The sequence below is a fragment of the Aurantimonas sp. C2-5-R2 genome (assembly GCF_036549495.1).
Classification (GTDB): Bacteria; Pseudomonadota; Alphaproteobacteria; order Rhizobiales; family Rhizobiaceae; genus Aurantimonas; species Aurantimonas coralicida_A.
In genome coordinates this window covers 1-20,150 of the sequence record NZ_JAZHLJ010000065.1, presented here as the reverse complement: position 1 = coordinate 20,150, position 20,150 = coordinate 1, and the positions used below count along the sequence as shown (strand labels likewise).

The 20,150-nt window shown below is 63.2% G+C and carries 21 protein-coding genes; 13 read left to right on the top strand and 8 right to left on the bottom strand.

The window, feature by feature from the left end; all coding sequences use genetic code 11:
• Positions 1-60 precede the first annotated feature (60 nt).
• Positions 61-306 (bottom strand): hypothetical protein, encoded by a 246-nt coding sequence (locus tag VQ044_RS19560; protein WP_327649046.1) that lies wholly within the window; start codon positions 304-306, stop codon positions 61-63.
• A 142-nt stretch (positions 307-448) separates the two neighbouring features.
• Here VQ044_RS19560 and VQ044_RS19555 point away from each other — a divergent pair, with 142 nt between their 5' ends.
• The 4 genes from VQ044_RS19555 (at position 449) to VQ044_RS19540 (ending at position 3,877) form a co-directional block, all read left to right on the top strand.
• On the top strand, positions 449-673 hold the full coding sequence (locus tag VQ044_RS19555) for an aa3-type cytochrome c oxidase subunit IV (RefSeq protein ID WP_327622560.1): 225 nt from the start codon (positions 449-451) through the stop codon (positions 671-673).
• A 209-nt stretch (positions 674-882) separates the two neighbouring features.
• Positions 883-2,046, top strand: coding sequence for a Re/Si-specific NAD(P)(+) transhydrogenase subunit alpha (locus VQ044_RS19550; RefSeq protein WP_327622559.1), 1,164 nt, complete (start codon positions 883-885; stop codon positions 2,044-2,046).
• A complete protein-coding gene (locus tag VQ044_RS19545; protein ID WP_327622558.1) occupies positions 2,046-2,462 on the top strand; it encodes a proton-translocating transhydrogenase family protein in 417 nt (138 codons plus the stop codon). Before VQ044_RS19550 ends, VQ044_RS19545 begins: the two co-directional genes overlap by 1 nt.
• Positions 2,463-2,476: 14 nt before the next feature.
• Positions 2,477-3,877, top strand: a complete 1,401-nt coding sequence (locus VQ044_RS19540) for an NAD(P)(+) transhydrogenase (Re/Si-specific) subunit beta (protein ID WP_327649045.1) — start codon at positions 2,477-2,479, stop codon at positions 3,875-3,877.
• A 114-nt stretch (positions 3,878-3,991) separates the two neighbouring features.
• Here VQ044_RS19540 and VQ044_RS19535 read toward each other — a convergent pair whose 3' ends face one another.
• Positions 3,992-4,567: a DUF992 domain-containing protein gene (locus tag VQ044_RS19535; protein ID WP_442872962.1), complete on the bottom strand. Its 576-nt coding sequence runs from the start codon at positions 4,565-4,567 to the stop codon at positions 3,992-3,994.
• Positions 4,568-4,749: 182 nt separating this feature from the next.
• Here VQ044_RS19535 and VQ044_RS19530 point away from each other — a divergent pair, with 182 nt between their 5' ends.
• On the top strand, positions 4,750-6,552 hold the full coding sequence (locus tag VQ044_RS19530; protein WP_327649043.1) for a hypothetical protein: 1,803 nt from the start codon (positions 4,750-4,752) through the stop codon (positions 6,550-6,552).
• Between the two features lie 50 nt (positions 6,553-6,602).
• On the opposite strand, the gene VQ044_RS19525 is transcribed toward VQ044_RS19530, so the two are convergent.
• Together VQ044_RS19525 and rpsU are read right to left on the bottom strand one after the other, a co-directional pair.
• Positions 6,603-7,517 (bottom strand): tetratricopeptide repeat protein, encoded by a 915-nt coding sequence (locus VQ044_RS19525; protein WP_442872961.1) that lies wholly within the window; start codon positions 7,515-7,517, stop codon positions 6,603-6,605.
• Positions 7,518-7,717: 200 nt separating this feature from the next.
• Complete coding sequence (gene rpsU, locus VQ044_RS19520; RefSeq protein ID WP_327649041.1) at positions 7,718-7,942, bottom strand: 30S ribosomal protein S21; 225 nt, start codon at positions 7,940-7,942, stop codon at positions 7,718-7,720.
• 207 nt (positions 7,943-8,149) lie between these two features.
• On the opposite strand from rpsU, the gene VQ044_RS19515 reads away from it, so the two are divergent.
• On the top strand, positions 8,150-8,407 hold the full coding sequence (locus VQ044_RS19515; protein ID WP_327649040.1) for a hypothetical protein: 258 nt from the start codon (positions 8,150-8,152) through the stop codon (positions 8,405-8,407).
• Positions 8,408-8,615: 208 nt separating this feature from the next.
• Here the strand turns inward: VQ044_RS19515 and VQ044_RS19510 are convergent, their stop codons facing one another.
• The 3 genes from VQ044_RS19510 to VQ044_RS19500 are packed head-to-tail and all read right to left on the bottom strand — an operon-like array spanning position 8,616 to position 10,552.
• Positions 8,616-9,089 carry a hypothetical protein gene (locus VQ044_RS19510; RefSeq protein WP_327649038.1) on the bottom strand — a complete coding sequence of 158 codons (474 nt, stop codon included), beginning with the start codon at positions 9,087-9,089 and terminating at the stop codon, positions 8,616-8,618.
• A 12-nt stretch (positions 9,090-9,101) separates the two neighbouring features.
• Positions 9,102-10,241 carry a HigA family addiction module antitoxin gene (locus VQ044_RS19505; protein WP_327649037.1) on the bottom strand — a complete coding sequence of 380 codons (1,140 nt, stop codon included), beginning with the start codon at positions 10,239-10,241 and terminating at the stop codon, positions 9,102-9,104.
• 14 nt (positions 10,242-10,255) lie between these two features.
• The gene (locus VQ044_RS19500) at positions 10,256-10,552 is read right to left on the bottom strand and encodes a type II toxin-antitoxin system RelE/ParE family toxin (RefSeq protein ID WP_327649036.1); all 297 of its coding nucleotides are present in this window, start codon (positions 10,550-10,552) and stop codon (positions 10,256-10,258) included.
• Between the two features lie 110 nt (positions 10,553-10,662).
• Between VQ044_RS19500 and VQ044_RS19495 the strand changes: the two genes are divergently transcribed.
• The 7 genes from VQ044_RS19495 (at position 10,663) to VQ044_RS19465 (ending at position 18,687) form a co-directional block, all read left to right on the top strand.
• Positions 10,663-11,550: an IS1 family transposase gene (locus VQ044_RS19495; protein WP_327649034.1), complete on the top strand. Its 888-nt coding sequence runs from the start codon at positions 10,663-10,665 to the stop codon at positions 11,548-11,550.
• Positions 11,540-12,070, top strand: coding sequence for a hypothetical protein (locus tag VQ044_RS19490; protein WP_327651143.1), 531 nt, complete (start codon positions 11,540-11,542; stop codon positions 12,068-12,070). Before VQ044_RS19495 ends, VQ044_RS19490 begins: the two co-directional genes overlap by 11 nt.
• A gap of 244 nt (positions 12,071-12,314) precedes the next feature.
• Complete coding sequence (locus VQ044_RS19485; RefSeq protein WP_327649032.1) at positions 12,315-13,223, top strand: hypothetical protein; 909 nt, start codon at positions 12,315-12,317, stop codon at positions 13,221-13,223.
• A gap of 242 nt (positions 13,224-13,465) precedes the next feature.
• On the top strand, positions 13,466-14,719 hold the full coding sequence (locus VQ044_RS19480) for a sarcosine oxidase subunit beta family protein (protein ID WP_327649030.1): 1,254 nt from the start codon (positions 13,466-13,468) through the stop codon (positions 14,717-14,719).
• A gap of 17 nt (positions 14,720-14,736) precedes the next feature.
• Positions 14,737-15,027 carry a sarcosine oxidase subunit delta gene (locus VQ044_RS19475; RefSeq protein WP_327622550.1) on the top strand — a complete coding sequence of 97 codons (291 nt, stop codon included), beginning with the start codon at positions 14,737-14,739 and terminating at the stop codon, positions 15,025-15,027.
• Entirely contained in the window at positions 15,024-18,005 is a 2,982-nt protein-coding gene (locus VQ044_RS19470; protein WP_327649029.1) for a sarcosine oxidase subunit alpha family protein, read from the top strand. The genes VQ044_RS19475 and VQ044_RS19470 overlap by 4 nt, the downstream gene beginning before the upstream one ends.
• Positions 17,998-18,687 (top strand): sarcosine oxidase subunit gamma, encoded by a 690-nt coding sequence (locus VQ044_RS19465; RefSeq protein WP_327649028.1) that lies wholly within the window; start codon positions 17,998-18,000, stop codon positions 18,685-18,687. Before VQ044_RS19470 ends, VQ044_RS19465 begins: the two co-directional genes overlap by 8 nt.
• 117 nt (positions 18,688-18,804) lie before the next feature.
• Here VQ044_RS19465 and VQ044_RS19460 read toward each other — a convergent pair.
• Positions 18,805-20,150: methyl-accepting chemotaxis protein (locus tag VQ044_RS19460; RefSeq protein WP_331827744.1), on the bottom strand; the 1,346-nt coding region annotated here is incomplete at its 5' end.

Here is a 20,150-nt window from a genome sequence, read left to right as displayed (position 1 = left end):
TCTCCAAAGTGGATTCGACACCCCGAGCCTACCGGCTCAAGGCGGGCAACGCCGCCCCCTTCAGAAGTTCAACATCGATCGGGACATTCCCAGCGGCGGCGGCTTGGTCCGTACCGTCTGCGGGAGCGCACCGAGAGGCGCGACCGTGACGTAGCGGCGATGGTGCGGGCCGGATTCGGTTTTTCCGACGCCGCGGCGGTGATCGATGGTGAAGGCGCCGTTCACTGAGCGGATTGGTAGATTCACGCGCGCCCGCATCTCCTGAACGCGGGCGCGGCCAAGCAGCGCGCCCGACGCCGTACACAAGTGACGTTCCACGGGGCTGCCACCGTGGCCGCAGCCGCTTTCACATGGTCGCATCGCTGGAATGAGGCGTCCGTGCGGCATTGCCAGTTCCGCGCGATATCGTGTATGTGCCGAAGAAACAGGACGACAAGGGAGCCGTCACGTGGCCGAACTGCCGAATTACGACACCACCAATCCGGCCGATATGGACTATCCGGAGCACGAGCGGACCTATGCTCTGTTTCTCGCGATGTTCAAATGGGGCACGATCGTCTCGGTCGCCATTCTCGTCGGCATGACCGTGGGCCTGATGCTGGGCGGCGGGTTTCTCGGCGGTATCCTGAGCTTTGTCGTGCTCCTGGCGATCGCCTATTTCGTCGCTCGATAGGCGGCCTGCCGGCGGGAGAGACGGCAGGAATTTATGGCCATGCCAAGCGTGGCCATAAGATGCACCCGGTGATTGCAACCGATTTTCGGATAAGATCGTCGGATAGAATCATCCAGCGATTCGACATGAAGCGGCCTTTGCGCATCCGGATGGACGCAGGGCGCTAAAGGTTTGAGGGGAGGCGTTCCAAGTTGAAATTGTTCGTGCCAATGGAACGCGACGACGGGGAATCCCGGGTCGCGGCGTCGCCCGATACCGTGAAGAAGCTGACGGGTCTGGGCGCCAACGTCACCGTGGAAGCGGGGGCCGGGGAGCGCTCGCGCGTCACCGACGATGCGTTCAAGGCGGCTGGCGCCGCGATCGGCACGGCGAAGGACGCCTCCAATGCCGATATCGTTCTCAAGGTGCGCCGGCCTTCGCCCGTTGAACTGAAGACCTATAAATCGGGCGCGGTGGTGATCGCGACGATGGACCCCTATGGTCGCGACGAGGAGGTCAAGGCGATGGCCGAGGCCGGCATCCTCGCCTTCGCCATGGAATTCATGCCGCGCATCACCCGCGCGCAATCCATGGACATCCTGTCGTCCCAGGCCAATCTCGCCGGATACCAGGCCGTGGTCGACGCGGCGTATGAATTCGACCGGGCGTTTCCGATGATGATGACCGCGGCCGGGACCGTTCCCGCCGCGCGCGTCTTCGTCATGGGCGCCGGCGTTGCCGGTCTCCAGGCGATCGCCACGGCCAAGCGTCTCGGCGCCGCGGTGACCGCGACGGATGTGCGGCCCGCTGCAAAAGAACAGGTCGAGTCGCTCGGCGGCAAATTCATCGCGGTCGAGGACGAGGAGTTCAAGGCGGCGGAGACGGCCGGCGGTTACGCCAAGGAGATGTCGAAAGAGTATCAGGCCAAACAGGCCGAACTCGTCGCGTCGCACATCGCCAAACAGGACATCGTCATCACCACCGCCCTGATTCCTGGCCGGCCAGCGCCTCGGCTGGTCTCCAAGGCGATGGTCGAATCGATGAAGCCGGGCTCGATTGTGGTCGACCTCGCCGTCGAGCGCGGCGGCAATGTCGAGGGCGCCGAAGCCGGCAAGGTCGTGCAGATGGGGCCGGCGAAGATCGTCGGCCATCTCAACGTTCCGGGCCGGATCGCCGCCAGTGCGTCGCTGCTCTACGCCAAGAACCTTTCGAGTTTCCTGGAGACGATGATCGACAAGGAAACCAAGGCACTGAAGATCGATTTCGAGGATCCGCTGGTGCAGGCGACGCTGCTGACGCGCGACGGCAAGGTGGTGCATCCGAATTTCGCCAAGGAGCCGGCCGCGGGCTCCGGCGATAACGGCGCAGCCGAGACGGCCAAGGGAGAGGCGTGATGGAAAACGAGACCATTCGCAACACGCTGCAGCAGCTGAACGAGGCTGGTGCCGCCATTCGCGAGGCCCGCTCCGGTGTGGAAGGGCTGATGAGCTCCGGCATCACTGAAGCGGTCGGCGCAGCGACCGGAATCGACCCCTTCGTCTTCCATCTGGCGATCTTCGTGCTGGCGATCTTCGTCGGCTACTACGTCGTCTGGTCGGTGACCCCGGCGCTGCACACGCCGTTGATGTCGGTGACCAACGCCATCTCCTCGGTGATCATCGTCGGCGCGCTTCTGGCCGTCGGCATCTCGGCGTCGGGAATGGCCACGACCTTCGGATTCATCGGGCTGGTTCTGGCTTCGGTGAACATCTTCGGCGGCTTCCTCGTCACCCAGCGCATGCTGGCAATGTACAAGAAAAAAGAGAAGTGAGGCGGTAGCAGATCATGTCCGAGAATTTTGCCGCCTTCCTTTATCTCGTCTCCGGCGTCCTGTTCATCCTGGCGCTGAGGGGCCTGTCGCACCCGACCACCAGCCGCCAGGGCAATCTGTACGGCATGGTGGGCATGGGGATCGCCATCCTCACCACGCTGCTTCTGGCCGGCCCGTCCTTCGGCGGGCTGGTGCTGATCGTCCTCGGCATCGCCATTGGCGGCGGCGTCGGCGCGGTGACCGCCAAGCGCATCCCGATGACGGCGATGCCGCAGCTCGTCGCAGCCTTCCACAGCCTCGTCGGCTTGGCGGCCGTGATGGTCGCCGCCGCGGCGCTCTACGCGCCGGAAGCCATCGGCATCGGCACGGTTGGCGACATCCATGCCCAGGCACTGGTGGAAATGTCGATCGGCGTCGCCATCGGCGCTATCACCTTCACCGGCTCGATCATCGCCTTCCTGAAGCTCGACGGACGCATGAGCGGCAAGCCGATCATGCTGCCGCAACGCCACGTCATCAACATCGCCCTTGGCGTGGCGATGGTCGCCTTGGTCGTGGCCTTCGCGATCACCCAGAGCTACGTGCTGTTCTGGCTCATCGTTATCGTCGCGCTGGCGCTCGGCGTGTTGCTGATCGTTCCGATCGGCGGCGCCGACATGCCGGTCGTCGTCTCGATGCTGAACTCCTATTCGGGTTGGGCAGCCGCCGGTATCGGGTTTACGTTGCAAAATTTGGCATTGATCATCACCGGCGCGCTGGTCGGATCTTCCGGCGCGATCCTCTCCTACATCATGTGCAAGGGCATGAACCGGTCCTTCATTTCGGTCATTCTCGGTGGCTTTGGGGGTGAGAGCGGTCCGGCGGGCGCCGACGATCTCGGCGATCGCACGGTCAAGCAGGGCTCGGCCGAGGACGCCGCGTATCTGATGAAGAACGCCGGCCGGGTCATCATCGTGCCGGGCTATGGTATGGCGGTGGCGCAGGCTCAGCACGCGCTGCGCGAGATGGTGGACAAGCTCAAGGACGAGGGCGTCGAGGTCAAATACGCCATCCATCCTGTGGCGGGCCGCATGCCAGGGCACATGAACGTTCTCCTGGCTGAAGCCAACGTACCCTATGACGACGTGTTCGAGCTCGAGGACATCAATTCGGAGTTCGCCCAGACCGACGTCGCTTTCGTCATCGGCGCCAACGACGTGACCAACCCGTCGGCGCGCGACGACAAGGCCTCGCCGATCTACGGCATGCCGATCCTCAACGTCGATCAGGCAAAGACCTGCCTGTTCATCAAGCGTTCGCTGGCTTCGGGCTATGCCGGCATCGACAATACGTTGTTCTACAAGGACAACACCATGATGCTGTTCTCCGACGCCAAGAAGATGGTCGAGGACATCGTCAAGGCGCTTGCCGACTGACCACCAACGCCGATCGGCCGAGGGCATCGTCCCCGCTGTTTCCCTGTCATGAAAAAGGCCTGCCGGGTGTGGCAGGCCTTTTTCGTTTCTGCGGCGGCGTTAGCGACGACCGCGTTATTTCGGCTGCGGAACGACGACCACGGCGGCCGGCGGCGTGGCCACGGCAACGGCGGGCGCGAGCGTGAACTTCGCCACGCCGATGGCTGCGTTGATGCCTTCCTGGGCCTGCACGCTCACCGGCTGCAGCGAAAAGCTGTCGTTGTTGCCGCCGACGAGAACGCTGGCCCCGCCGCCGACAACGACGGATGCGTCAGCTGTCGCACCGACATAGGTGCCGGCCAGGCTGTTGGGGGTGTACGGGGTGCCGTCCGCCGAGACGACCGCCCAGGTCATCACGGTGCGGCCGGTGACGCCGACGTCGAGGCCGAACTTGTCGAGCGTCGCCGCATAGAGCTCAGGCGCGCCGCCTTCCGCGGGCGTGAATTCGCAGACCAGGTTGTCGGTCGAGCCGACGATGAAACCGGTCGAGCCGTCGCTGTTGCAGCCAAGGACGCCGACCTTGGTCTCGGCCGATGCGCCCGAGGCAAGCAGCGGGGTCGTGGCGAAGGCGGCGGCAAGCGCCAGCGAGGATAAAATGGTTTTCATGGGATGGTCCTTTCGTGGGTTATCCACTTCGGGGGAGAAAGTCATGGTGCGCCGCGAAGTTCCCCCTCAGCCGCGTTTCTTTTCAGCCAGGATGCAGGCGCGACGTCTCCGATGCTGCGAATCGGCGGCGGCGTGCCCTGCGCTTGCCTGACGGGTGAAAATCATGATTACCTAAGGGAATTATAAGCGAGGGCGCCCAGATGAATGGAGACCCGGAGAAGCCGGCGATGGCTAAGCGCCAAGCCGTCATTGTCATCCATGGCATGGGCGAGCAGCGTCCGATGGCGACGCTGCGCTCCTTCGTCGAGGCGGTGCTGGGCTCCAACGAGAAGGAAGCGGGCAGAACATCCGAATTCTGGATCGTGCCGGATTCGCGCACCGGCTCCGCTGAACTTGCCCGCATCACGACCCCCGCCGATGCAAACGGCGTTCGCACGGACTTCTACGAGTTCTACTGGGCCGACATCATGCAAGGCACGACGTTGCAGCACCTGCGGGCTTGGATCTTCGGTCTGCTATTGCGCTGGCCGCATCATGTGCCGCGCGATGTGTGGTGGGCATGGCTTTGGTTGTGGACCGGCACGCTGGTCGCTGTCGCTCTGGCGGCCGGGGGGCTTTTCGGATTGATCGATTCGGGCCCGGCCGAGGCGGCTCCGGAGGTGGTCTCGCCGTTGTGGCCAGCGGTCGTTGGTATCGCCGTCGCGCTGTTCGCGGCCGGCGTGTTGCTGTATTTTCTGTGGCGACGTCTGTCCGGCGAACCGAGGGCGACGGAGTTGTCCTATCACTTTGCCGGCGGCGCAGCCGTACTCGTCTTTGCCGGCATCGCCTTTCTGCTTCCATGGCAATCCATCCTGACCTTGAGCGTCGGTATGCTCGTGCTGTCGACGGCGATCGGTGTTCTCGTCCACCAACTCGTCGTGCCTTATCTTGGCGACGTCGCCCGGTATGTGCGGACCGAACCCGACACGGTGGAAAAGCGCCGGGACATACGCGAGCGAGGGCTGGCGCTGCTCAGAGCGCTGCACCGTGAGGCCCCGCCGGCGACGCCGAAGGAAGGCGAGGGCGCGGATGCGACAGACGACGATAGCGCCGAGACCGAACGCTATGAACGCATCGTCGTCGTCGGCCACAGCCTCGGGGCCATCATCGCCTACGATCTGCTGCGGCTGTTCTGGCTGGAAGCCGGTCCGAACCGGGACCACCCGATGGGATCGCAGGTCCAGGAGGCATTCGACGCCCTCGTTGCTTTCCTCGAGACAGAACCGGATTTGCGCGATGAGCGCGAGCTCTCGGTCTATCGGAATTTTCAGCGCGCGGTTTCGCGCGCCATGGCCGCCGAGCGTGCAAAGCCCTCGCCCGGCGCTCCGGTCGATCCCGGGGAGGGGCCGCTGTTCTGGCGTATCAGCGATCTGGTAACCCTCGGTAACCCGCTGACCCACGCCGAGTTCCTGCTCGCCCGCGATGTCGATCGCCTTGCGCGACTCGTCGAGGAGCGGCAGATCGCGACGTCGCCGCCACTGCCCGTCGAGGGACGCGATTTCCGCTACCGACCGGACGATCACCGCCTGCATGTGTTGCGTGAGATCGAGGAGCAGTACCCCGGCCTTCCCCATCATGCGGCCATGTTCGCGGCGACGCGCTGGACGAATATCTACGACCGCCACTCCAAGGTGCTGCTGGGTGACATCGTGTCAGGTCCGGTCCAGAACGAACCGGCGACCGCCATTTCGCCTGAGTTGGGCGCTGCGGGCGAGCCGGGCATGGGGCTCGGGATCCGTGATCGCCATGTCCGGATTCGCCGGCGCAAGCCTTTGATCCCCGGGCTGGGACGGCTCTTTACGCACACGCTCTACTGGGATTGCGAGGCTGAAGGAATACTGGTTTCCGGCGACATCGCCCCGGCCTATCGCGCCGCCGGCCCGCATCCAAAGCAGCATGTCTCAGTCTTGCGAGAGGCGATGGTTCTGGACGAACCGCTGGCCGGCCCTCCGGACGACGCCTCGGACGCCCAGCCCGAGGTCGTCGCGTAAAACGTGCGGCCAGTCACCCCGAGCGGACGGGGCGGCGTCAGCGATCCTGCTCAGGCGCCGCCTCTGGTGCGCGCCATGCCGTCCTTGGCCGGTTGGTATTTCGGATCGAGCTGCGCGGCACGGGAATAGGACTTTAAGGCCCGCCCACGATCGCCTTTGCGTTCGAAGACCAGCGCCTGGTTGGTCCAATACTCGGCCTTCTTGTCGTCGAGCTTCAGAGCCGCGTTGAAATCGGCGAAGGCATTTTCCTCGTCGCCGAGCGCCAGATAGGAGACGCCGCGCCCGGAATAAGGCTCGGACGCTGTCGCCTGCAATGAAATCGCCGTCGAAAAATCCTCGATCGCCTGTTTGTGCTGGCCGTCGATTTGATAGAGCAGGCCGCGGTTATGATAGGCGCGCGGGTCGGTGGTGTTCAGGTCGATCGCCCGCTGGAAATCGATGAGCGCCTCACGATTGCGGCCGGCGACCCGGTAGACGTTGCCGCGTCCGATATAAGCCGAATCGTAATTCGGATTGATCTGGAGTGCCGCGCTGTAGTCCTGGACGGCCTTCGCCGGCTGGTTGGTCTGGCGGTAGACGAGCGCGCGGTTGGCGTAGGCCTGATAGAAATTCGGGTCGAGCTGGAGGGCGGTCGTGAAATCCTGGATCGCGGCGTCGTATTTGCCGGCACGGCCATAGGCCGTACCCCGAACGTTGAGGGCTTCCGGATCGCGGGGATTGGCACTGACGGTCTGGGTCAGCGAGGCGATGTTCTGGTCGAGCCCCTGATTTTGATCGAGGGCGATCGCCGTGACGGCCGGTCCGTCCGATGTCGACTGGCACGCAGCGAGAACCGTCATCAGGCCGAGCACCGCAGCGGTGCGCAAAGTCGTATGCGCGACTCGCCCCTCCGGTTCGATCGCCGTGGGGCGTGTAACCGGACCGCGGGCGAACGCACGGGTGACAAGGCTCAGAGGCTGCAGCATCGATGAATTGTTCCCTCGAGAGACGAATCAGGCGGGGCCGTCGTCCATGTGACCAGCTCGGACCGCATGGCCCGGATCGATCTTATGGACTCTTGCTGACCCATACGCAAAGAGGCGGCAGACTCGCGCCTCGACCGCCTCCGTTACAACCTCAAATCGCCGAAAGAATGGCGCAGCGCGCCGCTATTGTCGCCGATGCCCTAGTGACTGCGGCCGCCGCTCGCCAGACCTTCGCGCTGAGCCTGCTTGCGCGCCAGCTTGCGGGCGCGGCGAACCGCCTCGGCCTTCTCCCGAGCGCGCTTCTCCGAAGGCTTCTCGAAGAAATTGCGCATCTTCATTTCGCGAAAGATTCCCTCGCGCTGCATTTTCTTCTTGAGGGCGCGGAGAGCCTGGTCGACGTTGTTGTCGCGGACAGATACCTGCACTGGATGTTCCGTTTCTGGCGTGTGGCCGAAGTCGGCCTGAACTAAAGATGAAGCGCTTACGAAGACCAAATTCCTCGAAATCCGGCAGCCCCTTAGCAGGTCGAGAGGCCTTTGTCGAGGGGCGGGAATGGTCGGTAGTGGGTCAGTTTGAAATCTAGATGGTGGATGAGACTGGAAAGGGCGATTGGAAGATGCCATCTTACGGACATGAACGATCCAGCTCCAGACCTCACGATTGTCCGCGTGTTTATGACCGACAATCTAGTCGGCCAAGGCCCAAACCGGCAACCTGCCGTGCAATTGTGGGTGGCTGCGCTGCCCCGTGAGAAAGCCGTTAAGGCCGTGATGGAGAGTGTTCCAAGCCACTACACGGCGGAGCTGACTGACGACTTCATTAATTTTGAGCTTGCCCGCCGTCTTGATCTGAAGCCCGGCGACGTGAGCGAATTGAGTTCCGCTCGATGAGTAGCACCCCCAAGCGCCCCCGCGATCCGAACAAGTTGGCTAAATCCATTGTGGAAATCGCCACTGGTGAGGCGGAGGACACAAATCCCCTCGCCAGCGCGCGGAGGGGTGGACTAAAAGGCGGTGTCTCAAGAGCTAAATCGCTCACCCCAGAGCAGCGATCTGAGATTGCAAGAATCGCAGCCGAAGCGAGATGGAAAAAGAAGGGCTAGGCTGCTTTTTCTCGATCCCAATATCGCCGCTCCTCCACATCGTCTCTAAAATCGAAAAGCATCGGTATCGGGGGCTGTTCTTCATTTATAGAATTGTAAGATTCCACGTCGGTTGCCAATTGAACGCAATCGCCAACGATCTGCTCGCGTCTCTGAATGAACGCCTTCTGCATATGTTCACGCGGCGCATCCTTCATAATTGCCCAGAATGTGTATTGCACACCCGCTTTAGAAACACGCACTGCATGGTTCACTCTGTACCGTCGCCCTTGTGCGTCGGTCGCATATTCTTCGCGAAGTGCGTCCGCCATGTCGGCTGACAACTTCGCTAGAGGGTCGACTTCAGGGACAGTAATCAGCCCTCTTCCTACTGCCCATTGAACCGCGTCACGTGCGGTAGCAGGTATCGAACCGCGTTCCTTTTCGTATGCATGCCACGCTTTTTGTAGCTGCTCTTTGTACGTTGCCATTTTCCGAAACCCTCATAGTGATACATTAGCGGGGACGCCCCATCCGTCCACGACGGCACTTCCGAGAATGTGCTGGCGAATCTTGACCTTATGTCGGATTAGCCAGTCGTACCTTTCCATTTTCCGCTGCAGCTGCCCAACGACTATGCCGGGATGCCTTTGCACCCGCTTTGCAAAACCAATCGTGTCCCGCTCTGAGATGTAAGGAAACTTTCGAACGTAAAAGGATTCCAGCTGATCTTGCGGAACGCAAATCTCTGCTGCCGCCAGATTGGCTCGCCTTTCTTCTGGCGGAAGGTCTTCGCCCACTCCGCCATTTTTACCCTCTAAATCATGATCAACCGCCTGGAACTCTAAATTGCCTTGCCCATCCTTGTTGAGCACATGTTCAATTTCGTGCCTCAATACGAACCAGAAATTATCTATACGGTCATGGCGAAGGGTCATACCAATAGTAGGCGACTTCGAGTCCAGCCAGAAACACACACCATCGATGTTAGCCTTCGGCAACGTCTCCACCACCACGTACCGGACCCCGCATTCGGCCAGAGCGCGGGGAACATGCCTCGTTTCCTCGGGATCAGCCATGAGACGCGGCATATCCTCCACAAAAGCTTTCAATTTTTGCTCAGAATAAGCTGGCGTAATTATTTCCGCCGCTATTTGGCGAACCCGGAACAGCCAAGCGATCTGTTCAGGCGTGGTGTTGGAATAATCGGCTTTCTTCGCCGCATGCGCCAGATAAGGAACATCGGACAGATCGTTTTTGCAAAAGAAACGCATCATCTGCGCTTCCAGTAGGCCTACATCCGTATCCTCTAGCCACCTTCTCTTGATCATTTCACGAATGGGGTACGACCCCTGCAATAAGGAGCGCTTCGCTATGCCAGGATCTGGTTCGCGAGCGTTGGCCATCTCGTAGGCCTTTTGCAGGTTTGCAAAGTAACCTGCGGACACGTCGAAAGCTTTGCCAAGCGCCTTAGCCATTTCCGGGCTAATGCCTCGCTTGCCGGAGGTAATGAGATTCACCGCCTGCTCGGGTGCGCCCAGAATGTACGCCAGATCGCGCTGCGACCAGCCGCGCGCGTCTAGCTCTTCACGGATAAATTCTCCCGGATGAGGCACGTCAACTAGACAAGATGCAAAACTCATATGTCGCGCCCTCCTTAGTGCGTGTCGCCAATTTCGGTAATGGTGATGACGGGCGGTCTTTCATCGTTCGATATTGTAAAAACGATCCGGTATTGATCGTTGATTCTGATCTGACGGCGACCGTCCTTGTCACCTTGCAGTTTCTTGTAATTCAAACTTTTCAAGTTCCTCAAATCGCGTTCATCTATGGCTGCTTCCAGCTGCACGATTCGATTGCGGGCCGCCTTTATCACTGCAAAGGGTAGGCCCAACTTGTGGGCTTCGTCCGTGCAAATGCGCGCAAGGCCCCTGTCCGCAAACTCGATCCTCATGCGGAATCACCTTAATGCGCGCCGCAAAAATTGTCAATTAACGACTGAACGCAATGCGTTAAACTGACCTTTATGCTTGACTATTATGCGCGATTGTGCGACAAGGGGATATGAACAAGCTCGACGCCAAAGCCCGCTCGCAAATCCTTCATCTTCTCTGCGAAGGGCAGTCCATCCGCTCGATCACCCGCGTCATGGGTGTCAGCAAGAACACGGTCGCCAAGCTCCTTTCTGACGCTGGTGCGGTCTGCGCTGAATATCAGGACAGCGCACTGGTGAACCTGACCAGCCGCCGCATTCAGGTGGATGAGATTTGGAGCTTTACCTACGCCAAGCAGAAGAATGTCGCGCGGGCCAAGGCAGCACCGGAAGGTGCTGGCGATACTTGGACGTGGACCGCAATCGACGCCGATACGAAGCTGGTCATGTCCTGGCTGGTCGGCGGGCGCGATAGCGAATACGCGATGGGCTTCATGGACGATCTGGCGCGTCGGCTTGCCAATCGCGTCCAGCTCACCAGCGACGGCCACAAGGCCTATCTAGAGGCTGTTGAAGGCGCGTTCGGTGCCGATATCGACTACGCCATGCTGGTCAAGATTTACGGCAACTCACCGGAAAGCGCGAAGGGCCGCTACAGCCCCGCCGAATGCACCGGCGCGCGCAAGATGAGGATCGAAGGCAATCCGGATAAGGCGCACGTCAGCACGTCCTATGCCGAACGCCAGAACCTGACGATGCGGATGCACATGCGCCGCTTCACCCGCCTGACCAACGGTTTCTCCAAAAAGGTCGAGGCTCACGCCAACGCCGTCGCCCTGCATTTCATGTATTACAATTTCGTCCGTATCCATGCGACGTTGCGCGTTACCCCGGCAATGGCCGCTGGCGTGACTGACAAGCTTTGGGAGATCGCGGATATCGTCGCGCTGATCGAGGCGAAGGAGGCTGAGAAGCCGGCCGCACGCGGGTCGTATAAGAAGAGGAACAATGCTCCCTAGACTTAGCTCATGGCACGTTGCAACGGCAGCCGAGGCGATTGCAGCGGCACAGTTTGCTCGATTTGGTTACGATGTCTCTGTTCAATATGGAGCAAATCAACCTGAATACGACTTGATGATTGCCGAAGGCGAGCGGATGCTCAAGGTGTCTGTGAAGGGTAGTCAAGATGGAGGTTGGGGACTCTCGCAAACCCAACTTTCAAAAATTAGGAATGCTGATTATCACGGGGCAGCCGAGTTATGGTTTCAACGCCACAAGCCACTGACAGCCCTGTGTTTCGTTCAGTTCAAAGGCGTACCGGACGATCAAATCCCGCGAGTTTACCTGGCGTGGCCACGGGAAGTAGCAGATCGGCTTAAAGAGGCTTCCGGCGGTCGAGGTGACACAATCCTTTGGGAAGATTATGTCAGGGGGCCGAAGGCGTCCGGCGCGGGCATTCGTGAAACTTTGCCGAGCGGATGGAAACTGACCCGATTGCGCGTAGCGCAGATGCTGATGAAGCCTATAAATTCAAACTGACCCACTACNTCGTGAAACTTTGCCGAGCGGATGGAAACTGACCCGATTGCGCGTAGCGCAGATGCTGATGAAGCCTATAAATTCAAACTGACCCACTACCGAATGGTCTGACGGTCACGCGGGTAGGGAAGGGAACCTTGCCGCCGCCGCGCGGTTTCACGCGCATTCGATGATATGGTGTCGCGTGACGCAGCCCGGCAGCGGGGTGCGTCACGCGAGACCCTGGCAGGAGGCTATTCAACACATGAACGAGATCAGACGGGAGCGCGCGGCGGCCGTCGCGACGGACGGCCTCAGGCGGATATCCTGGGGCGCGATCATCGCCGGTGCGTTGTTGGCCCTCGCCATCCAATTCATGCTGGGCTTGCTCGGGCTCGGCATCGGCCTTGCGACCATCGATCCGAACGGAGCGGAGAGCTTCGACGCCAACACGTTTGCATCCGTCGGCGGCCTGTGGACCGTCGCCGTCGTGCTGATCGGCCTCTTCGTCGGTGCCTATGCCGCCGGCCGACTTGCCGGTAGCTCGTCCAAAACCGATGCAATCCTCCATGGCGTTGTCACCTGGGCGACGTCGACGCTTCTGGTCGTCTTTTTGTTGACCAGCGGCGCCTCGGCCGTCCTCGGTACTGCGTTCGGTGCGATCGGTGGCTCGATCCAGGGCTTGGCGCAGGCGTCGTCCGCGGTGTCTCCTGATACGATGTCCGACAGATCGCTGAATCGCGCGGCGGAGGCGGCGCTGCGTCCGCGTGCCGGCGCTGTGTCGCCGGCCACGATCGAGCCAGCCGGTGAGGGCGAGGGGCTGCCGGCCGCTGCCGAACCGGCGCCGGTTGCGTCGGATGGCGCGACAATGGTCGCAACCGTTCTCGCTGGGCTTGGCGAGCAAGCGACGGCCGATCAGCGCCAGGCCGCGAGCCGGGCCATCGCGCAACAGGCGGGAGTCCCGCTGGCAGAGGCGGAACAGCGGCTGCAGCAACTCCAGCAGACCTACGACAGCGCCAAGCGGGAGGCTCGCGTTGCCGCTGATGCCGCTGCCCGCGCGGTGGCCGCCGCCTCGTTCGCGGCATTCGTCGCCTTGGCTCTCGGTCTGATCGTGGGCGCACTCGGAGGTCTCCTCGGGCGCCCAAGAGGATTGCATATCGCCAGCCGGGTCTAATCCGGAAACGCAGTTTGAATGGTCGAAGCAGGCGGGCGCAGTGTGCCGTACCTGCTTCGACTGTGCGTCACCGGTTGTCGCGATTCGAGCATGGTGACGCCCCATCCTCGGTAAACATCGATGACGACGCGATGACCGCTGAAGGTCCAGGGTCGGGGCGGGTTGCCGGAGGCGGCGGCGGAGCGCTACATCAGAGCGAGCCGTCGTCGAATGACGCCAGGTTTTAGGACGCGAGGCGAAAGATGCGGAAATTTTCGGCCTTTGCCATTGCGCGCGAGGCGATGCGCGGCCATTCCGGCTGGGGTGAGCAGTGGGCATCGCCCGAGCCGCGCCGCCAATACGAGGTCGTCATCGTCGGGGCCGGCGGCCACGGCCTCGCCACTGCCTACTATCTCGCCAAGGAACACGGCATCACCGATATCGCGGTGATCGAGAAGGGCTGGCTCGGCGGCGGCAATACCGGCCGCAACACCACGATCATCCGCTCCAATTATCTCTACGACGAGTCGGCCGCCATGTACGACCATGCGGTCAAGCTGTGGGAAGGGCTGAGCCAGGACCTCAACTACAACGTCATGTTTTCCCCCCGCGGCGTCCTGATGCTGTCGCACAATGTCCACGACGTACAGGTCGCCAAGCGCCACGTCCACTCCAACCGATTGAACGGCGTCGACAACGAGTGGCTGACGCCGGAAGAGTGCAAGGCGTACTGTCCGCCACTGAACATCTCCCAAGACACCCGCTACCCGGTGGTGGGCGGCGCGCTGCAGCGACGCGGCGGCACAGCTCGCCACGATGCGGTCGCCTGGGGTTATGCCCGGGCGGCGTCAGCGCGCGGTGTCCACGTCATCCAGAACACCGCCGTCACGGGCATAAGGCGCGGCGCCGACGGGTCTGTGGCCGGCGTCGAGACGACGCGCGGCTTCATCGGCGCAAGGAAGATCGGGGTCGTCGCGGCCGGCAACACCTCGGTGGTCATGGACATGGCTGGCGTCAGGATGCCGATCGAGAGCTTTCCGCTGCAGGCGCTGGTGTCGGAACCGGTCAAGCCCTGCTTCCCCTGCGTCGTTATGTCGAACACCGTCCACGCCTATGTCTCCCAATCGGACAAGGGTGAACTCGTCATTGGCGCTGGCACCGACCAATATCCCTCCTATTCGCAGACCGGCAGCCTGCACATCCTCAACCATACCGTCGACGCGATTTCGGAGATGTTTCCGATGTTCCGCCGCATGCGCATGCTGCGCTCCTGGGGTGGTATCGTCGACGTGACGCCGGACCGCTCGCCGATCCTGTCGAAGACGCCGGTAAAAGGGCTCTACGTTAATTGCGGCTGGGGCACCGGCGGCTTCAAGTCGACGCCCGGTTCCGGCCACGTCTTCGCCCACACCATCGCTCGCGACGAGCCGCACAGGATCAACGCCGCCTTCAGCCTCGATCGCTTCGAGACAGGCCGCTTCATCGACGAGGCGGCCGCCGCCGCCGTCGCGCACTGACCGCAGGGATCGTTTCCATGCTGCTGATCCATTGCCCCTATTGCCAGGAAAACCGACCAGAGCTCGAGTTCCGCCACGCCGGCGAAGCGCATATCGCGCGACCGGCCGCAGACGGGAAACCGGGACGCGCCGTCGCCGAGGCGCTCTACCTGCGTACGAATAATCGCGGCGTCGTCTTCGAACGCTGGCGCCACATCCATGGCTGCGGGCGCTTCTTCAACGCCGCGCGCCATTCGGTGTCGGACAAATTCCTCGCTTTCTACGAAGCCGGCGCGCCGAAGCCCGATGTCGGGGAGGGTGGACGATGAGCCGCTTCCGGCTTCCCGAGCACGGCCGCCTCAACAGCGCTCGCCGCATCCAATTCCGCTTCGACGGCCAACGCTATGTGGGGCTGGAGGGCGACACGCTTGCCTCGGCACTCCTCGCCAACGGCGTGCATCTCACCGGTCGCTCGTTCAAATATCATCGGCCGCGCGGCATCCTGGGTTCCGGTCCGGAAGAGCCGAACGCGCTGGTCGAGATTTGCCGCGACGACGCCCGCCGCCAGCCCAATATCCGCGCGACCATGCAGCCGCTCTATGACGGGCTCGAAGCTATCAGCCAAAACCGCTGGCCTTCGCTCGGCTTCGACATCGGCTGCGCCAACGGGATATTCTCGCGCTTCCTGACCGCCGGCTTCTACTACAAGACCTTCATGTGGCCGAAGGCCTTTTGGCATCGGTTCTATGAACCGTATATCCGGGCCGCTGCCGGCCTCGGGCGCGCGCCGACGAAACCCGACCCCGAGCACTACGCCAACCGCTTCGCCCATGTCGACGTGCTGGTCGCGGGCGGCGGCCCGGCGGGGCTCGCCGCTGCGCTGGCGGCGGGCGAGGCGGGCGCCAGCGTGCTCCTCTGCGACGAAGGGGCGAGCTTTGGCGGCTGGCTGAAGGCGGAAAGCAGTACGACCATCGATGGCGTCGCCGCGATGGACTGGGTCGACGGCGTCGTCGCCCGGCTCGCGGGCATGACCAATGTCCGCTTGATGCCGCGCACGACGGCCTTCGGCTATTACAACCACAACATGCTGGTGTTGGCCGAGCAGGTCACGGAGCATCTTGCCGAGCCCGACCCGGCGCTGCCGCGCGAGCGGCTGTGGCAGGTGCGGGCGAAAAAGGTGGTGCTCGCGACCGGCTCGATCGAGCGGCCGCTGGTGTTTCCCGATAACGACCGGCCGGGCATCATGCTGGCCGGCGCGGCGCGGCTCTATCTCAACCATTTCGGCGTTGCGCCGGGCCGCCGCGTTGCGGTCTTCACTGCCCATGACGCGGCCTATGCGGCGGCGATCGACCTGAAACGGGCGGGCGTCGCCGTTCCGGTCATCGTCGATTTGCGGGCCGAACCGCCCGCCGACATCACCGCCGAGGCACGGGCGCTCGGGATCGAGGTTCTCGAAGGCTACGAGGTCAAGACCGTGCGCGGCACCAGGCGCATTACGGGCTTCACTGTCGAGGAGCTGCGCTCGGGCCAGGACAATCGTCGCTTCGATTGCGACGCGCTGCTGATGTCCGGCGGCTATACGCCCTCGGTGCATCTGTTCTCCCAATCGCGCGGCAAGCTCGCCTTCGATCCGGCGCTCCAGGCCTATGTCCCGGCGGAGCCGGCCGAGGAGTGCGTCAGCGTCGGCGCGGCGGCGGGCGACTTCGATCTGGCGAAGACGATCGGTTCGGCCCGCAACGCAGGCCGCGTCGCGGCGACCGGCAAGGCCGGCAAAGCCGCAGCGGTCGCGGTCGCGGGGGCCGCGCCCTTCGGCGGCGGTATGGCGGGGGCGACGCCCGCCGCCGGCGCGGGAAAATTCGTCAAGGCCTTCATCGACTTCCAGAACGACGTGACGGCCAAGGACATCCGTTTCGCCGTGGCCGAGGGCTTCCACTCGGTCGAGCATATCAAGCGCTTCACCACCACCGGCATGGCGACCGACCAGGGCAAGACGTCGAACATTCATGGCATCGGCGTTGCCGCCGAAGCACTGAGCCGTCCGATGCCAGAGGTCGGGTTGACCACCTTTCGCGCGCCGTTCACGCCGGTCACGTTCGGCACCATCGCCGGCTTCGCCAAGGGGCCGCTGTTCGATCCGACCCGGAAGACGCCGATCCACGACAGCGCCGAGGCCGAAGGAGCGGTGTTCGAGGACGTCAGCCTCTGGAAGCGGGCGTGGTATTTTCCGAAAGGCGCCGACATGCACGCCGCCGTCGGCCGGGAATGCCGGGCGGTGCGCGAGGCGGCGGGCCTCTTCGACGCTTCCACCCTGGGCAAGATCGAGGTGGTCGGGCCGGACGCGGCGAAGTTCCTCGACGTGATCTATGCGACGCCGCTGGCAAGCCTTGCCGTCGGCAAGTGCCGCTATGCGATCATGCTGAACGAGGCCGGCTTCATCATCGACGACGGCATCGTCGCCAGGATCGGCGAAGACCGTTATCATGTGACCACGACGACCGGCGGCGCGCCGCGCGTGCTTGAGTTGATGGAGGACTACCGGCAGACCGAGTTCCCGGACCTGAAAGTCTGGACGACCTCGGTCACCGAGCAATGGGCGGTGATCGCCGTGCAGGGGCCGAAGGCACGCGAGATCGTCGCGCCCTTCGTCGAGGGGCTGGATATTTCGCCGGACGCCTTCAAGCACATGTCGGTGGCCGAATGCACTTTCATGGGCGTTGCCTGCCGGCTGTTCCGCGTCTCCTTCACCGGCGAGGCCGGCTACGAGATCAACGTGCTGGCCGACTACGGCCGCGCGGTCTGGGACAGGTTGCGCGAGCATGGCCGCAGCCTTGGTGCCGAACTTTATGGCACCGAGGCCATGCACGTTCTCAGAGCTGAAAAGGGCTATATCATCGTCGGCCAGGAGACCGACGGCACGGTGACGCCGGCCGACGCGGGGCTCGCCTGGGCGGTGTCGAAGAAGAAGACGGGCTTCGTCGGCAAGCGCGGGCTGGAGCGGTCCGATCTCCTGGCCCCCGGCCGCAAACAACTCGTCGGCCTCAAGACCGCGAACCCGCTGACCGTTCTGGAGGAAGGCGCGCAGATCGTCGCCGATCCGAACGAGGCCGTGCCGATGACCATGCTCGGCCATGTCACCTCGGCCTATCACTCCGACGCGATGGGACGTTCGATCGCGCTGGCGCTGGTCAAGGACGGCCGCAACCTGATCGGCCGCACGCTGTATGTTCCGATGCCGAAAGAGACGATCGCCGTCGAGGTGACGGACACGGTGTTCTTCGATCCGGAAGGGGAGCGGCTGCATGGCTGAGCGCAAGACGGCATCGAAGAAAACACCGATTGGCGTGGCATCGAAGGCGAAAAAGCCGACCAAGGCTGCGGCCAGGAAAACCGCGCCGCCCACTGCCGCGACAGCAGCGGCCGCCGCTGTGACCACCTCGCCGAGCCTGCAGCGCATGTCGCCGCTGGACGGGCGCTATGCGAGCGGGCCGGGCGTAACGCTCGCGCCGCTCGCCCTGCGCCAACGCCTCAGCCTGCGCGCCGGCACGCAATCGTCGAAGGCGGTGGAAGCCAAGCTCGGCCTCGCGCTGCCGAGGCGCCCGAAGACGAGCGCGACCGCGAACGGCCTTTCGGCGCTCTGGCTCGGTCCCGACGAGTGGCTGGTACTCGCCGACGTTGACGCGGCGGAGGTCGAACCGTTGCCGGCAAGGCTTGCAGACGTCGCCTGCATCTCGGTTGTCGACGTGTCGCACCGCAATGTCGCAATCGCGGTCGAAGGACCGGCGGCGGAGGCAGTGATCGCGGCGGGCTGCCCGCAGGACATTCGGCTTGGCAGTTTTCCGGTCGGGGCGGCGAGCCGGACGATCCTCTCGAAGACGGAGATCGTCCTGTGGCGGACCGGTGAGCAGCGCTTCGAGATCGAATGCTGGCGAAGCTTCGCTGATTACGCCTGGGCATTTCTGGTCGAGGCGGCGGGTTCGCCAGCGGTTTGATCGCGATGGCAGCACGGGGCGGGTCCAGGATACGGAAACGCCGCGCGTTCTGACGAACACGCGGCGTTGTCGCTGACAGTCAAGCGCTCGGCTTGATCTGACCCGTCTTGGCTGGGGTCAGAACTCCTCCCAGCTGTCGGATTCGGCCTTGGGGGCACGGGCGGCACCGCCCGTTCCGGTGGTCTTCATCTGCGGCACGCCGCGCGACGGCGTGGCGGAACGGCCAGATTGGGCAGGATTGGAACGCGACCGCGAGGTCTGGCCGGCCGAGCCGGTCTTGAACTGCGCCATCGCGCTCGCCAGTTCCTCGGTCTCGTTGGTCAGGGTCTGGCTCGCAGCCGTCGCCTCTTCCACCATCGCCGCGTTCTGCTGCGTCACCTTGTCCATCTGATCGGCCGCGCCGGAGACTTCCCTGAGGCTCGTCGCCTGTTCCTTGGCGCTCACCGCGATCGTCGCGATCAGCTCGGCCATCGAACTGACCTCGGCGACGATCTCGTCCAGCGACTTGCCAGACGCGGTGACCAGCTCGACGCCGCTCTCCACCTGGCTGCGCGAGGTCGCGATCAGCGTCTTGATCTCTTTCGCCGCTTCGGCCGAGCGCTGGGCCAGCCCGCGCACTTCCTGGGCGACCACCGCAAAGCCCTTGCCGGCCTCGCCGGCCCGCGCCGCCTCGACACCGGCGTTCAGCGCCAGAAGGGTGGTCTCGAAGGCGATCTCGTCGATCACGCCGATGATCTGGTTGATCTGCTCGGAGGACTTTTCGATCTGGCTCATTGCCGCGACCGCCTGGCCGACGATCTCGCCGCCCTTCTGGGCTTTGCCGCGGGCGGTACTGGCCGCCGTCTGCGCCTTGCCGGCGCCGTCGGCCGTCTCGTTCACCGCCGTCGTCACTTCGCCCAGCGCCGCAACCGTCTCTTCCAGGTTCGCCGCCTGCTGCTCGGTGCGCTGCGCCAGATCGTTCGAGGCCGTGTTGATCTCCGAAAGGCCCGACCGGATCGATCCGATCGATGTCACCACATTGCCGATCGCGCCTTCCAGCTTGCCGACGCTGTCGTTGAACTTGATGCGAATGGGCTCGAATTCCGGTGCGAACGAGCGATCCAGTCGGACCGTGAGATCTCCTTGAGAAAGATTCTCCAACCCATGCGACAGGTTCTCGACCACGAAACTTTGCGCCTTGGACTGTTCGAGCCGGGTCGCCGTCTCCCGCTCTGCGCTGTCCATCTCCTGCCGACGGCGCTCCTCGGCCTCGTCTGCGTCACGGCGCGCCCGTGCTGTCACGACTTCCTGGAAGGCAAGCACGCCGCGCCCAATCTCGCCGAGCTCGTCTTTGCGATTGGCGCCCTTGAGCGAAACGTCCGTCCGGCCCTCGACCGGGGATGTCCCGAAGTTTGTTGAACTTCGGCGAACGACGTTGCCGGGGTTGAAGGTTACGCGGCCCTGGAAACGGAGGCAACGGGCTT

Coding starts and splice junctions, on each gene's coding strand:
- VQ044_RS19540 (WP_327649045.1), top strand. CDS start 2,477: ATGTCCGAGAATTTTGCCGCCTTCCTTTATCTCGTCTCCGGCGTCCTG.
- VQ044_RS19510 (WP_327649038.1), bottom strand. CDS start 9,089: ATGGCAACGTACAAAGAGCAGCTACAAAAAGCGTGGCATGCATACGAA.
- VQ044_RS19465 (WP_327649028.1), top strand. CDS start 17,998: ATGGCTGAGCGCAAGACGGCATCGAAGAAAACACCGATTGGCGTGGCA.
- VQ044_RS19500 (WP_327649036.1), bottom strand. CDS start 10,552: ATGAGGATCGAGTTTGCGGACAGGGGCCTTGCGCGCATTTGCACGGAC.
- VQ044_RS19475 (WP_327622550.1), top strand. CDS start 14,737: ATGCTGCTGATCCATTGCCCCTATTGCCAGGAAAACCGACCAGAGCTC.
- VQ044_RS19495 (WP_327649034.1), top strand. CDS start 10,663: ATGAACAAGCTCGACGCCAAAGCCCGCTCGCAAATCCTTCATCTTCTC.
- VQ044_RS19515 (WP_327649040.1), top strand. CDS start 8,150: ATGAACGATCCAGCTCCAGACCTCACGATTGTCCGCGTGTTTATGACC.
- VQ044_RS19525 (WP_442872961.1), bottom strand. CDS start 7,517: ATGCTGCAGCCTCTGAGCCTTGTCACCCGTGCGTTCGCCCGCGGTCCG.
- VQ044_RS19550 (WP_327622559.1), top strand. CDS start 883: ATGGAACGCGACGACGGGGAATCCCGGGTCGCGGCGTCGCCCGATACC.
- VQ044_RS19505 (WP_327649037.1), bottom strand. CDS start 10,241: ATGAGTTTTGCATCTTGTCTAGTTGACGTGCCTCATCCGGGAGAATTT.
- VQ044_RS19485 (WP_327649032.1), top strand. CDS start 12,315: ATGAACGAGATCAGACGGGAGCGCGCGGCGGCCGTCGCGACGGACGGC.
- VQ044_RS19535 (WP_442872962.1), bottom strand. CDS start 4,567: ATGACTTTCTCCCCCGAAGTGGATAACCCACGAAAGGACCATCCCATG.
- VQ044_RS19545 (WP_327622558.1), top strand. CDS start 2,046: ATGGAAAACGAGACCATTCGCAACACGCTGCAGCAGCTGAACGAGGCT.
- VQ044_RS19490 (WP_327651143.1), top strand. CDS start 11,540: ATGCTCCCTAGACTTAGCTCATGGCACGTTGCAACGGCAGCCGAGGCG.
- VQ044_RS19470 (WP_327649029.1), top strand. CDS start 15,024: ATGAGCCGCTTCCGGCTTCCCGAGCACGGCCGCCTCAACAGCGCTCGC.
- VQ044_RS19530 (WP_327649043.1), top strand. CDS start 4,750: ATGGCTAAGCGCCAAGCCGTCATTGTCATCCATGGCATGGGCGAGCAG.
- VQ044_RS19480 (WP_327649030.1), top strand. CDS start 13,466: ATGCGGAAATTTTCGGCCTTTGCCATTGCGCGCGAGGCGATGCGCGGC.